At 27.4% G+C, this 14,688-nt stretch carries 18 protein-coding genes; 12 read left to right on the top strand and 6 right to left on the bottom strand.

The genetic code is table 11. The features are described 5' to 3' along the window. Window positions 1-166: 166 nt before the first annotated feature. The 3 genes from ACH5BH_RS11255 (at window position 167) to ACH5BH_RS11245 (ending at window position 3,112) form a co-directional block, all read left to right on the top strand. Complete coding sequence (locus ACH5BH_RS11255) at window positions 167-634, top strand: hypothetical protein (protein ID WP_423298418.1); 468 nt, start codon at window positions 167-169, stop codon at window positions 632-634. A gap of 1 nt (window position 635) precedes the next feature. Further along, the gene (locus tag ACH5BH_RS11250) at window positions 636-1,010 is read left to right on the top strand and encodes a DUF1878 family protein (RefSeq protein WP_423298417.1); all 375 of its coding nucleotides are present in this window, start codon (window positions 636-638) and stop codon (window positions 1,008-1,010) included. An 89-nt stretch (window positions 1,011-1,099) separates the two neighbouring features. Next, window positions 1,100-3,112, top strand: a complete 2,013-nt coding sequence (locus ACH5BH_RS11245) for a cyclin family protein (RefSeq protein ID WP_423298416.1) — start codon at window positions 1,100-1,102, stop codon at window positions 3,110-3,112. 136 nt (window positions 3,113-3,248) lie between these two features. On the opposite strand, the gene ACH5BH_RS11240 is transcribed toward ACH5BH_RS11245, so the two are convergent. Further along, complete coding sequence (locus ACH5BH_RS11240) at window positions 3,249-3,938, bottom strand: class I SAM-dependent methyltransferase (protein WP_423298415.1); 690 nt, start codon at window positions 3,936-3,938, stop codon at window positions 3,249-3,251. Between the two features lie 134 nt (window positions 3,939-4,072). Between ACH5BH_RS11240 and ACH5BH_RS11235 the strand changes: the two genes are divergently transcribed. From ACH5BH_RS11235 to ACH5BH_RS11210, 6 genes are all read left to right on the top strand, one after another. Continuing rightward, window positions 4,073-4,282, top strand: coding sequence for an addiction module protein (locus ACH5BH_RS11235; RefSeq protein WP_423298414.1), 210 nt, complete (start codon window positions 4,073-4,075; stop codon window positions 4,280-4,282). Then, entirely contained in the window at window positions 4,272-4,562 is a 291-nt protein-coding gene (locus tag ACH5BH_RS11230) for a type II toxin-antitoxin system RelE/ParE family toxin (protein WP_423298413.1), read from the top strand. Before ACH5BH_RS11235 ends, ACH5BH_RS11230 begins: the two co-directional genes overlap by 11 nt. A gap of 118 nt (window positions 4,563-4,680) precedes the next feature. After that, window positions 4,681-4,977, top strand: a complete 297-nt coding sequence (locus tag ACH5BH_RS11225) for a hypothetical protein (protein WP_423298412.1) — start codon at window positions 4,681-4,683, stop codon at window positions 4,975-4,977. 9 nt (window positions 4,978-4,986) lie between these two features. Then, complete coding sequence (locus tag ACH5BH_RS11220) at window positions 4,987-6,687, top strand: pentapeptide repeat-containing protein (RefSeq protein WP_423298411.1); 1,701 nt, start codon at window positions 4,987-4,989, stop codon at window positions 6,685-6,687. 114 nt (window positions 6,688-6,801) lie between these two features. Next, window positions 6,802-7,938, top strand: a complete 1,137-nt coding sequence (locus tag ACH5BH_RS11215; RefSeq protein ID WP_423298410.1) for a Fic family protein — start codon at window positions 6,802-6,804, stop codon at window positions 7,936-7,938. 90 nt (window positions 7,939-8,028) lie between these two features. Then, window positions 8,029-8,928, top strand: coding sequence for a glycosyltransferase family 9 protein (locus tag ACH5BH_RS11210; protein WP_423298409.1), 900 nt, complete (start codon window positions 8,029-8,031; stop codon window positions 8,926-8,928). 11 nt (window positions 8,929-8,939) lie between these two features. On the opposite strand, the gene ACH5BH_RS11205 is transcribed toward ACH5BH_RS11210, so the two are convergent. Then, entirely contained in the window at window positions 8,940-9,728 is a 789-nt protein-coding gene (locus ACH5BH_RS11205) for an exodeoxyribonuclease III (protein ID WP_423298408.1), read from the bottom strand. A gap of 141 nt (window positions 9,729-9,869) precedes the next feature. On the opposite strand from ACH5BH_RS11205, the gene ACH5BH_RS11200 reads away from it, so the two are divergent. Beyond that, window positions 9,870-10,295 (top strand): globin domain-containing protein, encoded by a 426-nt coding sequence (locus ACH5BH_RS11200; protein WP_423298407.1) that lies wholly within the window; start codon window positions 9,870-9,872, stop codon window positions 10,293-10,295. Window positions 10,296-10,334: 39 nt separating this feature from the next. Here the strand turns inward: ACH5BH_RS11200 and ACH5BH_RS11195 are convergent, their stop codons facing one another. The 4 genes from ACH5BH_RS11195 to ACH5BH_RS11180 form a co-directional block, all read right to left on the bottom strand. Beyond that, window positions 10,335-10,907, bottom strand: a complete 573-nt coding sequence (locus tag ACH5BH_RS11195) for a TetR/AcrR family transcriptional regulator (protein ID WP_404306979.1) — start codon at window positions 10,905-10,907, stop codon at window positions 10,335-10,337. Between the two features lie 11 nt (window positions 10,908-10,918). Next, a complete protein-coding gene (locus ACH5BH_RS11190) occupies window positions 10,919-11,572 on the bottom strand; it encodes a peroxiredoxin-like family protein (RefSeq protein WP_423298406.1) in 654 nt (217 codons plus the stop codon). A 111-nt stretch (window positions 11,573-11,683) separates the two neighbouring features. After that, window positions 11,684-11,944, bottom strand: coding sequence for a hypothetical protein (locus ACH5BH_RS11185; protein ID WP_404306975.1), 261 nt, complete (start codon window positions 11,942-11,944; stop codon window positions 11,684-11,686). Beyond that, complete coding sequence (locus ACH5BH_RS11180) at window positions 11,941-12,204, bottom strand: CBU_0592 family membrane protein (protein WP_404306973.1); 264 nt, start codon at window positions 12,202-12,204, stop codon at window positions 11,941-11,943. Before ACH5BH_RS11180 ends, ACH5BH_RS11185 begins: the two co-directional genes overlap by 4 nt. A 98-nt stretch (window positions 12,205-12,302) precedes the next feature. Here ACH5BH_RS11180 and ACH5BH_RS11175 point away from each other — a divergent pair, with 98 nt between their 5' ends. Next, the gene (locus tag ACH5BH_RS11175; RefSeq protein WP_423298405.1) at window positions 12,303-13,019 is read left to right on the top strand and encodes a TSUP family transporter; all 717 of its coding nucleotides are present in this window, start codon (window positions 12,303-12,305) and stop codon (window positions 13,017-13,019) included. Window positions 13,020-13,102: 83 nt separating this feature from the next. After that, window positions 13,103-14,677: a nitrite/sulfite reductase gene (locus tag ACH5BH_RS11170; protein WP_423298404.1), complete on the top strand. Its 1,575-nt coding sequence runs from the start codon at window positions 13,103-13,105 to the stop codon at window positions 14,675-14,677. Window positions 14,678-14,688 lie beyond the last annotated feature (11 nt).

The following is a 14,688-nucleotide window of genomic DNA, read 5'->3' as shown; positions in this document are numbered from 1 at the left end:
TTATTATCCGTTATACACTCCTAAAAATTAAATAAGAAAAAATATTCTATTTTGCAATAAAACAACCATTTAAACTAACATTTTTTGTGTAATTTAATTTGGATATATCTAGTTAACTTGTGTATAATGTTAGTTGAATAAATAATTAGATGACTAAAGGAAAGACTTGAATAACCCCAGTGATATAATCGCTATAGTAGGTACACTTGTAACAGTTCTTAGTATGATAGTTACAATCGTATATGCAAATAAAGCGAAAAGTTATAAAGAACAGATTCAATTTGATATTAGAAAAATCAATTTATCAAATATAGTAGAAAAGCTGAAAAGAACACAAGATGAAATAAGAAAGCTTCCAAAGACAAAACCTGTAAAACGAGGTGTAAAAGTCGAAGACATAATAAGCACAATTAAAGCACATTTTGATTATGTATTGAACTTTCTTGATAGTGATGGACCAGATACTGATATAAAAACTTTTATCAGCAATGCTCAAAACTCTCTTAATGCTTATGAAGTTGATTTTTCATCTGGAAATACTAATACTGAAGAAGTTGTTAACTTAACAGAATCTATTCAAGAAGCAATTTCAAAATCAAATACAAAAATACTCAAATTAGAAAAGGATCTTTAAGATGGAACATTTAGAGCAAGAAATTAATAAATTAAAATATCAAATGAGCATATTAATATCGACCCTTGATAGTGATAAGTACCCTGTTGAAAGTCTAATACTATCTATGAATTGGAATGATGACGACTTAAATGATGCACATGATATTTTTGAGAAATATGATAAAAAACTTGAAGCAAAAGAAGAAGATATAAATTGGTCTGCATTTGAACAAGAATTGGAAAGTAGATTTAATATATCTTATCAGAGCGTTAAAATCATAATAATTGCATTTTATAAAAATCATCAATGGGTTGATGTTTGTTATCAGTATGCAAAAGAATATACTTGTGTGGAGTTTCATAGTCTTATCAGAGGTTATGAGCAACACATCTAACAAATTAGTGGAGCCAATCAATTACCCTAGCAGGCAATTCATTGGCTTATTTTAAATATTAGCCATTACTCAAAAGGACTGTAGTAATAATGCATAATCACGATTTAAATAGAGTAGTATTTTTCTCCAAAGAAGACATGGCAGGCGGACATCAACTTTTAAAAAGCGAGTATATACTACGAAAAGAGACTCTCTCAAATAACCCCGACATCAATGATATTTTGGAACTATATAATATTAAAAAGTATATTGACAATGATTTGCATTTGAGAGATTGGTCACAAGAAAACATTAAAGACTTTAGGCAAAAAGTAACTGAATATGGGAGAATCATAGGACAATTTTTTTCAAAAATTGATGACAATAATATTGTGGATTTGTATGAAAAAACTCTAGATGGTTATATTAGTTCATTTTGGGAAATAGTTAATAATCAAAAGGTGTTTAAACGGATTTCAAAATCTAATTTTAGTAGTATTCTTTCAAATGAATCTCATTTAATACATGAGATTTTAAAACTTAAAGCATTAGTTAGTTACTATGATGCTGAAATTAAAAGCTTTTTATTAAGCTATTCTCAATCAGCTGAAATATTGCTTTCAATATATGAAGTACAAGATAATTTTGGGAGAGTTCAAAAGTTTATTCCTGAAAGCCTAACACTAAAAGATAAAGAAAATATTATTTCTACTTATATGGATTCAGCAAATGTAAATTTAAATTATATTGGATTGATTCAAAATGTTAGAAATGGAATAAATTTTAGAATATCTGATAAAACTCGATTAAAAGCAAAACGCCTACATGCTAATAAAACAAAAGAATTTTTCGCAGAGAAAAGAGGTATGGAATATGGTGTTTCTGTTACTTTTTCTGAAAATGCTTCCAAAATAAAAGACGGTTTTTTTGATGAAAATTTTATTGCACATTACTCATATAGCCTGGATTTTATCAAGCAAAATAACAATTCGTATAAACTATTTCAGAATTTTAAGTACTTATTTGAATATACAGATAATCAAAATAGAATAAGCCTTGTAAGCAAAAAAAGTCAAATGGGTTTGTTTGAAAGAATTATGGGTGTTCACTCACAAAATGAATATCGAGGAGGTACAGCATTTAATTTGTCAGAAATGACCTCGCATGTTCAAATAGTTGCATACAGCAAATTGCTTAGTGATTTAAATAATTCATTAGAAAAAATACTACATTTCGTTTTTACAACTGCATTTCAAGAAAAATATGTTTTTGCAAATAATGCTCGATTTTCTATTCCTACAGCAACTTCTTATTTTGAAAAAGTAAGGTTATTGGCTCCTGAATTTGAATCAACACTAAAACAATTTAAACTCTTCGTTGAAGATGGTATTATTGATTTTGAACTTTTACAAATGTCTTCAACACCAACCGCAATAAAAGATATTCCCAGTCTAAACGGCAAGAAATACATTTATTTTAATGAAAAAAATAAAACAATGATTGGTTGCTCAAATTTATTTTTTTCTGACCAAACTCTTCTTGCCTATGTAGAACCTTATAGAGAAGAAAAATATCATACATTTTTTGATTTAATTACGAATAAAAGAGTGAAATTCAGCAATTATGAAGACCATCAAAAACTACAATTGACATATCTTATTGACAACGGTTTTATTTCAATCGATAGTAATAATTTTATACAAATAATTAATCCAACAAGAGTACTAATTCTAAAAGATTTGAATGACAACGAAGTTGGCTCGTATTATCATTATCCAACAGACTTCCAACAAGAAGCTCAACAAATGGAAATCGAAAATATTATTAATTTTGAAAGCACATTATTTTCAAAGCCTGAACAGGCATATTTTAATTACTTTTTAAACAAAAGTGAATTTACAAATGGATTAGATTTAAGAAATAGTTACCTACATGGTACACAAGCACATCCAGACGAATTAGAGAAACATGAATATGCATATTTTACTTATTTAAAATTACTATTTTTAGCAATGCTGAAAATTGATGATGATTTAATAACTTCAAATGTGATAAAAATAGAAAATGAAGGAAAAATAGCTAACAAAACAGCGCGGGTTCAGCCCACGCCGTCAAGTTTCTAAATCTCTAAATTTTGGAACAAAATCAGAAAATCTCTCTTATAAGCTTTATGTAGAGATATAATTTGTTCCAAAAAGTATTCAAGAAGTAGAATTTATAGATTCTCTTAAATCCTTAAGACTTTTTGAACAATAAAAATCACTTTTTATAAACTGCAAAGAAGTGTGGAACACTTGGTACTTGGTCATCATCATAAGCTAAAAAGCTTTCCTCTTTTAGATTTTGTACTGTTATGAACTCATCTATTTCTGATTTACTTAAAGGTTTTGGTATTTCATCTTCTTTTTCATGTTCATCTCTACTTCTACAAGAAACTAAAATATATCCACCTTTTGAAAGAAGTGAACTCATAGAAGTTCTTGCTTTTTTTCTATATTCATTTGGCAAAACTTGAATAGTATTACACTCATAAACCACATCAAAACTCTCAAACCACTCTTTTGGATAGTCAAATAAATCAGCTACTACAAACTGCACTTTTGTATTTGGGTATCTGTTTTTACAAAGCTCAATAGCTTTTGGCGAAATATCAAAAGCTATAACTTCAAAACCAAATTCACTTAAAGCCTGAGCATCATCACCAACACCACAGCCAATAACACAAGCTCTTTTGCCTGCTTTGTTTATAGGGTTTTCTTTTAACCAAGATACAAGATAAGGACTTGGTTCTAAATCAGCCCAAAACACCTTCGTATAATCACCCTTGGCACTCTCATAAATATGGTCAAACCATTGAGTTGGTTCGTCTTTTTCTTGATAAGACTTAACCATGTCTTTGTATTTATCTGCTTCAAAAGTATCTTTGTTTAGAAAATCAAAATCATTCATAATCATATACCTTTTGTTTTTGAGTGATTTTAGCAGTAGTTTTCTTAAGGGTGCTATGTATTGGACCCGTACAGTCAATTGACAATAATTCTATAATGATATATAATTAATAAAGTAATCATAGAAGGTTAAAAATGGGAAGAAATGAAATTTTTGAAAAAGCATTAGATTTACATACTACTGAAAAGTTTTTACTTATAGAAGAACTTTTAAAAAGTCTTGATAAACCTGATATTGAAATAAATAAAGTTTGGGAAGACGAAGCTCAAAAAAGACTTGATTTATATAAACAAGGAAAAATAGAAGCTTTATCTGAAGAAGAGTTTTTTTCAAATGAACATTAAATATCTAAAGTTAGCAAAATTAGAATTTGATGACTCAAAATCATATTATGAACTGCAACAAAAAGGTTTAGGAAAAAGCTTTGAAAATGAAGTGAGAAGTTCTATAAACAGAATAAAAAGATTTCCTAATTCATATCAAAAAATCTTCAATGAAATAATACGATGTACACTACATAAATTTCCTCACAATATATTATATACACAACAAAAAGATCATATCTTAATAATTGCTATTGCTCATCAACATAGAAAACCTGATTATTGGGTTAGTAGGTTATAAAAGTATTGATTTATTGAAAGCATTATTTAATAGAATTTAATATTAAAATGATTTATTATCTAAAAATAATATATTTTATACTAGAATTCCATTAATAATAAAATATTAAGAGTTTGATATGTCTATAAAAAATGATGATAATCTTTTAGAAGAGTTAAAAGAGATAATTTTACTATTAAAGAGTTCTACTGAAAAAGAAACTACAAATAGTAAAGCTTTTGAAATGAAGGTTATTGAAGAGTATTTTAGTTATAAAAAAGAGGTTTTAGAGTTTAATCGAAAAGAAAAATTCTACAATAAATATAAAAGTCTTATATTTCTAGTAGTGCTTATATTATTTATAATAAGTTTTGGTTTTTTTGATTACAATGAAATTAGATTTATTAATATAGAAACAAAGTATTTTAAAAGTTAAAGTTATTATATGTCATTAAAAAAAAGAGCATTTATTTATGATTTAAATAAACTAATTAAAAAGCAGATTGATAAATCTTTAGATATTTATCTTTGTATTGGTTCAGGTTATTTTGAAGACGAGTTAAAAAAGTACATTTTAAACTATAATACAATAGATTTTGAAATTAATTTTTATGAAGAAATATTTAAAGATTTAGATTTGAATTATCACAAAATTCATTTATTTTTCAGAAACGTTTTATTTGAAAAAACAGCTTCTTTTAAAAATTTAACTCTTGAAAAATTAGAATTTAGAGAAGTTACTTTTAGAAAAAATGTAGGCATAAAACAAGTTTGTATAAATAATCTTATTCTTAGACCTTATGAAATAAATGCAAATGTAGTTATAAATGTAGATAATTATTCTGATAAAAATGGACTGATAGTAGATAGTGAAAATTATTTTATTAAAAATATAGAGTTTGAAGATCCTCATGTTTGTAATGGAAAGATTTTTTTTGTAGGTACAAATTTTGAAGATGGTAATTTTAGAAATCGATTATTAGATAATGTGGTTTTTCAAAACTGTAATTTTGAAAATACATATTTTGCTAATTCTTTTTTATCTAAAACTACGTTTTTAAATTGTAAATTTCCTTTAATAAAAAATCCTTTCAACTCTTTTTTTCTAGGACATTCTATAAGTCGCATACTACTTATTTTAGGGCTAATTATCTCATCGATAGTTATTGGAATGTTTTTTTTAAACTTTAATAATTTGGGTTTTCTACTAATTTTAATTTTTTTTATTTCAAGTTTTATGATTATATTTATTTTGTTCTTTCTTCTTTCCGTACCTTTTGAAATAATATTAAGTGAGATTATCTTAAAAATTTCTCCAAATAAACGAACTCTAATAAACCATCATCTAGGTCTAGCAGATGAAAGGCTTATAAATAACTTTGATGTAAGTACAAATACTTCTTTTGGTTTTTTTAAAAATAGAAAAGAATACTCAATGAATCAGAAAAAATATTATGATTCTTTATCAAATATAAATTTTATTTATAATGATTTAAAAGTAAATTTTAAAAATTCTTCAAATCCTCAACTTTCTGGAGATTTTCACTATTCTTATTCTTATAATAAAATAATATTAGCAGATAGATTCTATGACACTTTTTTGTTAATCGCTAGTTATATGATAAATGGCTTTGGTGAAAGGTTTATAAAAAGTATTTGTTTTATACTCTTTTTTATAGGAGTACTTTTTCTTATAAGTACTCCAAATGAAGATTATATCTCAACGCCTTCAACACCAGCTTTTTTACTTGAAGTTAATATAAAAGAGATTGAAAAAATGAGGAATACAGGAATTAAAGATAGAAGGATTGAACTTCCTCTAAATTATACAGAAGATAGTTTTTTACTAATGAGTAAAAATAGTAAAAACTTTACAGATAGTCATAATTTCTATGCTTATGATAATAGATTTGATTTTAATTTTCTTGAGCATAAAGTACCTAAATTAAACGTACATGAAAATAAAGACTTAGTAAAGTTATATTACGCTTTATCTCATATAACTTATCCTTTTACACAAGAGAGTAAAAGTTGGTTTCAAAATATTACTAAAAAAGCTAATATGACTACCCTTGCTTGTACCATATTGATTTGGATTTATTTAATAGGAATGGTAACAGCAATTTTTAATAGAGTTAAGAGATAATAAAAGAATAGTTTTACTTATATAAAGTTAAATGATACGAAAAATAAATATTTAAACACCAAAAAGTGGTACGTAAAAGTTGATTTTTCATACCATTTTAGATAAGATGATTTTATGAAAAAACAAAAATGGATTTGGGAATATGATGAATATCCCAATTTTACTTATGATAAAGAGAAACTTGAACCGCTTTTAAGAGATGTTATTTATGAACAAGGCAAACTAAAGTCCTTTATGTTTTTGATGGATAAAAAGAGTACTCAGTATTCATTGGCTCAGAGTTTAGAAAATGAAATTATTGCAAGTTGCGAAATAGAGGGAGAGGTACTAAATAGAGATAGTGTACGTTCATCTATTAAACAAAAACTTGGGCTTGAATCTCACAAACATTATAAAGCTTTACGGAAAGAGGATAACTATGTAGATATACTTATTGATGCTAATACAAATTATGATGAAGAGTTTACGCAAGAAAAACTCTTTGGTTGGCATCATGCTATGTTTGAAAAAGGTTATAGTGGGTTTTCAAAAATAAAAGTAGCACAATTTAGAGGTGAAGGTGCTATGCAAGTAGTATCAGGTGACTATTCTAAAGAAAAAGTTCATTATGAAGCACCACCTTTTGATACCTTGGTTGATGAAATGGATGAGTTTATAAAATGGTTCAATGAAGCTCCTACAACTTTAGAAAAAGCAGCTATTACTCATCTTTGGTTTGTAATAATTCATCCTTTTGATGATGGAAATGGTAGAATTACAAGAGCTTTAACAGATAGGGTTTTATCTAAACTTGAACAATCATCTTTTTCTAAAATTTATACTATGTCAAAAAGTATTTATGAGGATCGAAAAGGTTACTATAATGCTTTAGATAAAACAACTGGTAGATTTCAAAAAGATAATCCTTTAGATATTACATACTGGATGGAATGGTTCTTTAAAACTCTATATCATGCATTATTAGATTCTCAAAAGCAGTTGAACTACATAGTTGAAAAAACAAAGTTTTGGGATGCTCATAGAGAAGATGAACTAAATGCTAGACAAGTAAAAGTACTAAATCGACTTCTTGATATAGGAAGTGAGAACTTTAAAGGCGATCTTACAAAAAAGAAATATGTGAAGATTGCTAATACTGCTGATACTAATGCATCAAGAGATATAGCTGATTTATTAGCAAAAGGCTGTATTAAAAAAGTAGAAGGTACAACAGGTAGGGGAACTAAATATACAATAAATCATGTTGAATGATAAAATTGCCATATTAATCAAAAAAGCTCAACTAATACAAAGAAAATTTATGTATATTATATATAAAATATTTATACATTGGGAAGATAGATGAAGTTATTAGTTGAGCTACCTGAATTGATTGAAGATACTGTTTTGATTACTCCCTCTATTGAGAATCTTTTGAAGCATTATAGAGGTGCTGAATTTACTTTTGTGGGTTCTAGTGTTTCTACGCAACTTTTTTCTAAAGATGAAAGAGTTAAAAACCTTGTTGTTGAAGAGACTTCTAAAAGTCTTTTTACTCTTATTTCACTTTTTAGAATGGCTAAAAGTTTTGATGAACAAGATTTAGTTATCTCTTTTAAAGATGGTTTTTTATCTAAGTTTTTTGTTTATTTTGTAAATGCAAAAAAGAAAGTAAGTTATACTTCAAGCAACAAAGATATTCACCAAGTAGAAAAATACAATAACTTTGTAAATGAAATTTTAGATACTTCATATAAAGCAGGGGATTTAATGCTTCACTTTAAACCCCAATGGTTTAAGAAACCTACTTTTGGTATTCACCCAGGTTCAACTTATGCAGATGTAAAAAGATGGCCATCAGAAGAGTTTGCTAAAGTTGCCGTTGCTTTATCAGCTAAATATGACATAGTACTTCTAGGTGGTAAAAATGAAGTAGATATTTGTAGTGTGATTGAAGAAGAACTACAAGCAAATGGTATTACAAACTATGAAAATCTAGCTGGCAAAACTTCTATAGCTGATTTAGTAGAGAAAATCGCTGCTCTTGATTTATTTTTAGGAATAGATTGTGGACCTATGCAGTTAGCTGCTGTTTATAGAGTGAATTCTATAATTTTACCAACATCTTATGATAAGATAGAGCAAAGAAACCAGTGGAAAAATCCACTTGAGACTATAGTTTATAAAGAAGTGGATCCTTATGAGGATGAGCCTGATTATACTGTGCAAGCCCAAGATGTTTTAAAACTGTTTAAGTTATAAGAGTTTAACTCTTATAACTCAATCTCAAGTCCAATAGGACAATGATCACTTCCCCTAATCTCATCTAAGATATAAGCATCTTTTACAAAGTCTTTTAAATCTTCACTTATATAAAAGTAGTCAATTCTCCAGCCAACGTTGTTTGCTCTTGCATTTGCTCTGTATGACCACCATGAGTATTTGTCTTTTATATCACCATTTACAAGTCTAAATGTATCTATATAACCATGCTCTAAAAACTTAGTTATCCAATCTCTTTCCATTGGTAAGAAACCTGATGTTTTTTCATTTGCTTTTGGTCTTGCTATATCTATTTCAGTGTGAGCTGTATTTACATCTCCACAAACTATGATGGATTTTCCTTCTTTTCTTAGATTTTCACAATGCTCTAAAAATCTATCATAAAACTCCATTTTATATGTAAGTCTTTCATCTTTTGATTGACCATTTGGAAAATATACATTGAAAAATGCTATGTCTTTTTCACCTAAAGTAAAGTGAACTTCATTTATTCTTCCCTCATCAAGTACATCTACACTAGGACAGTTGCACTCAAAAGTCGTATCAATATCTGTAAATAGTGCTGTTCCACTTCTTCCTTTGATAGCTGATTCACTAGCAAATAGTGTTTTGTACTCTTTATCAAAGATTGAATCAGGAATTTGTGATTTCATTGATTTTGTTTCTTGAATACCAAGTAAATCAATATTTGCTTCATCTACCCATTTTAAAGCCTCTTTTTTATCAACTGCTCTAATACCGTTTACATTCCACGAAATAAATTTATATGTTTTTGCCATTTATTTATACCTTATTAATATTTATTGAATTTTTAAAATTATATCAGAATAGTCTTGTATTATTTTTATCTTGATTCTAATCAAGACAAAAAATATCCTATTTTGATAAACTTCGCCAAATTATTAAAAAAGGAATGAAATATGAACGAAAAAACAAAAGAAATTATAAAAATTACTGCACCAATTATAAAAGAAAGAAAAGATGAAATTACAACAAAAATGTATGAAGTTTTATTTACAAAGTATCCAGAAACAAAGGTTTTATTTAAAAATGCTACAGAGGAACAACCAAAAAAATTAGCAAATGCAATTTATGCTTATGCAAGCAATATTGATAAGTTAGATAAGCTTACTAAAGGAATAGAAGGTATGGTAAGTGCACATGTAAAAACAAATATTCAAGCTAAACATTATCCTATGGTAAAAGACTCTTTATTACAAGCTTTCAAAGATGTTTTAGGTGAAGCTTGTACTTTAGAGATTCAAGAAGCATGGGCAGAAGCTTATGACTTTTTAGCTACTATTTTGATTCAAAAAGAAAAAGAAGCTTATTCTAAAGTATCGTAGATAGAAGATTTAAACTAAATACTTATTTGGGTATTTAGTTTAGATTCTAAATGAGTTTATATAAGATACCAAGTGTTTCATGGTATCTTCAAAATCTTTTGCTTTGTCATTTTTTTTACTAAGAAGTAAAGCCCCTTCAATAGATGCTATCAAAAATGTAGCACAAGTTTTAGTATCTAATGTTTGAGTTATTTGGTTTTTATCTTTTGCTTTTTGCAAGATGTTTGAAAATAACTCTTTCCAATCATCTAATATATCTGTTAATATTTTTTTAAAATCCTCATCTTCATCGAGGGATTCTTGAAGTAAGTTACCTAAAGGACAGCCATTTTTTAAATCCCAATTATTTATATCTTCTAAAATTGAAATAAGTGAATCTATAATATTTTCTTCTGTATTTGCTAATGCTTTCCACTTATTTTCGATTCGTAATTTTATTTTTTCATCAATCATAGATAAAACCATCTCTTTTTTTGAAGGAAAATAGTGATACATAGCTCCTTTTTTTACTTCGGCTCTTTTTAAAATATGAGCTAGAGAAGCTGCTTGGTATCCCTTAGAAAAGACTTCTTGAAATGTAGCTTCAATCAATCTACTTCTTACATCTTGCATTTGCTTACACCTTATTGGTTTTTGCTAATTATATCCAAAATTTCTTGGGGTTCACTTCTGCTTGTATAGTCTTCATCTATGAAAGCATAAATAATTTCTTTATTTTTATTTATTACATAAGTAGCTGGCATAGGTAGCTCAAAGCTATTTTCGTTGTTTGAAGCTACAATATCTATTCCAAATTTTTCATAAATAGGTCTTAATTCTTGAGCTAAACTAAATACTAAGCCATACTCTTTAGCAACCTTGTTATTTGTATCACTTAAAACTTCAAATGATAGTTCATTTTTTTGCATAGTTGTTAAACTTGCATCAGGAGTTTGTGGAGATATTGCTACAAGTTTTGCTTTGTTTTGTATTAGTTTATCATTTATTTGTTCAAAAGCTTTTAGTTCTAAGTTACAATAAGGACACCATGCTCCACGGTAAAAGTTTAGTACTACAAATTTATTTTCTTTTAATAATTCATCTAAGTTTACATCTTTGTTTATGGCATTTTTAAGTGTGAAACTTTTGGCTTTATCTTTTAGTTTTAGTGCATTTTTAGATAGCTTTTCATTTTTTAGATTCTCAGTTGCTTTTAGCATCACTTCTTGTAAATCTTTTGGTACTCTTTGCTTAAATGTTTCTTGATATTGTTTAATATTATCAATTAATCTTGACATAGTAATCCTTTAAAATAATTTGTTTTAATTTAAAACCAACCAGTTGGTCTGTAGAGAATATTAACAAGAAATCATTAGCTTGTCAAGCTTTTTTGATTTCTTATATGAGTTTTATTTGTCTTGATTAGTTTTTTTAGTAGTTTTTGTTTTATCTTGAGAAATTAAAGGTTTCGGTGCATTAGGCTTTTTGGGTTTATTTATTCCTATTGATAAAGAATTCATATTTTTATTTGAAAAACTTGATTTAGAATCTATTAGTTTGTCACCTTTTCCACCGTGCATATCAATATTTTTTGAATTTTGATTATTAAATGAGTAATTTGCATATAAAATATTTGAAAAAATTAAAGTTGTAAATATTAGATACTTCATACATTTTCCTTTTGTAATACTTTTTTTTCTTTTATGTTTTTAGCTATTCCATAAACTGTGATAGCTATCCAAAATACTTCGATTATAAAAGATCCTAAGTTAAAGTGTACAAAAAGTGATATTAAAAGTAAGACAGCTCCTACTAAGTTTAAAAGTTGGTATTGAAGTGATTGTATAGTGTATTTGTTCATCTGTAAAAGTAAATATGCAAAAACAACAAAAGCCATTCCTACAAAACCTATCCATTGATAAATATCCAAGATTATCTCCTATGTTTTATTAAAAAGCGATTGTAGCTTTTTTTTGATAATAAAGGCTTTATTTGATATCGTAAAATAATATAAATATAGGATAGCTTTTGTTAGATGAATTATTATTAGGTTTAATTGCATTTTTTACTTCAACAATTGCAGGAGTTGTTGGGCTTGGTGGAGGTATGCTTCTTATTGCAGTATTACCTTCTTTTTTACCTTTAAATGCGATTATTCCTGTTCATGGACTTACTCAAATGTCTAGTAATATAAGTCGTGCAGTTTTTTCGTATAAAGATATTCAGTATGAAACAATACCAAAGTTTTTGATAGGTTCACTTCTTGGAGTAGGGCTTTTTGCTAGTATTATTTCTTTGATATCTTTAGAATATGTACCTTTATTTATTGCTATTTATATTTTACTTTCATTATGGTCTCAAAAGTTTAACGAAAAAATTAAAAAATATGAAAACTATTATCTTGTTGGCTTTTTACAATCAGGTTTATCTGTAGTAGTAGGTGCAACAGGGCCTCTTAGTATGACTTTGCTTTTAAAAGACTACAAAGATAGAGATAAGGTTGTTGCTACAAGTGCAGCTCTTATGAGTATTTCTCATATTTTAAAAGTATTTGTATTTATATATTTTGGTTTTGTTTTTTTTGATTATCTAGGGATTATTGTGACGATGATTATAGGAGCTATTTTAGGTAGTTTAACTGGTACAAAACTTCGAAATAAAATAGATGGTAAAAGATTTACTTTTTTATTAAAAATACTATTATCTGCTTTGGCTATTAAATTAATACTTAGCTTGTTTATTTAAATATATTATTTCACACCACTAAGTAGACACCAAGTTTATATAAATTATAAAATTCAAATATTATATATAAATTAGGAGAACTTATGGCTGAAAAAGAACTCTCAGCATTAGAACAATTAAAAGCTTCACGAAACCCTTTAAGAGTAATTAACGATATATACAAAGAAGCATTAAAAAAAATACCTTTAAGTGATGATTCTATTAGTTTATTAAAGTGGTATGGAATGTATCCACACGTAAATACTAACAATTTAGAAGAAAAAAAATATTTTATGAAAAGAATTAAGATTGTTGATGCAAAAATAAATCTAAAACAATTAGAAGTCTTATCAACTATAGGCGAAAAATACGCAAAGGGTTTAGTTGATTTTACAAATAGACAAAATATTCAATATCATTATATTGAGATAAAAGATTTACCTGAAATTTTTGCACTATTAGATTCTGTTGGACTAAGTTCAAAAATGGCATCGGGTGATGGCCCTAGACCTATTATGACTTCTCCTGTTGGAGGAATTGACCCAAAAGAGATTATTGATGCTTCATATTTAGTAAAAGAGTTGGATTTATATTTTGATATGAATGATGATAGGTTCTGTAACTTCCCTAGAAAATATAAAGTAGGTATTTCGGGGTGTGGAAGACATACAGCAGCACATGAGATTCAAGATGTTGCTTTTACTGCTTTTAAAAATGAAAATGGAGAGGTTTTATTTGATTTAACTCTTGGAGGTGGTTTATCAAAATCAAAACAAATAGCTTATCGAGCAAATAGATATGTAAAATCTGAACAAGTTCGTGATGTGGCTGTTGTTTGTGCTGAGATTTTTAGAGATAATGGAAACAGATTTAATAGAAATAAAGCAAGAGTAAGACATCTTATAAATGATTGGGGTTTAGAAAAGTTTGTAAATGAACTAGAGTTAAAACTTGGTTACTCCTTACAAGAAGGTTTAAAAGAACCAAAGATAACACCTTTTGAAAATAGAACACATTTTGGAATTCATAAAGCAAAACAAAAGGGTGAATACTTTGTAGGTTTTGCGACTAATTCAGGAAGAGTAGCAGGGGAAGACCTAAGAGCTCTTAGTAATATTTGTAATAAATATGACGTAGCTGGTCTTGCACTTACATCAACTCAGAATTTTATAATTTATGGAGTAAAAGAAAATTTTGTACAAAAGCTTGCCGATGAGGTTGATGCTTTAGGTTATCCTTATGAACCAAGTCCTTTTAGAGCAAGACTTCAATCTTGTACAGGAAAAGAATTTTGTAAGTTTGGAATAACAGAAACAAAAGAGTTTGCCAAAGAAGTAGTAAAAGAATTAGAATGGAATCATCCAACTTTTAAAGAAAATATAACTATGGCAATTTCAGGTTGTGGAAATGCCTGTTCTCATCCACAGATTTCAGATATAGGCTTTATAGGTACAAAAATAAGAGATGAAAATAAAAAAAGAGTAGATGGATATGATGTGATTTTAGGTGGTCATTTACATGGTGAAAAAGGAAGCAGAATAGCCCATAAAAGTGGAGTAAAAATACAAGCAAACAAACTTGTAGATTTTATGGGCGAATTAATAAGCTCTTATGAAAAAGACAGCTTAGGACAAAGTACATTTAAAGAGTTTTTAAATGTAGTAACTTTTGACAAATAAGAAGAAAAAAT

The organism is Arcobacter rhizosphaerae, assembly GCF_049472155.1.
Lineage (GTDB): Bacteria > Campylobacterota > Campylobacteria > Campylobacterales > Arcobacteraceae > Arcobacter_B.
This window is presented reverse-complemented; position numbering and strand designations above follow the sequence as displayed.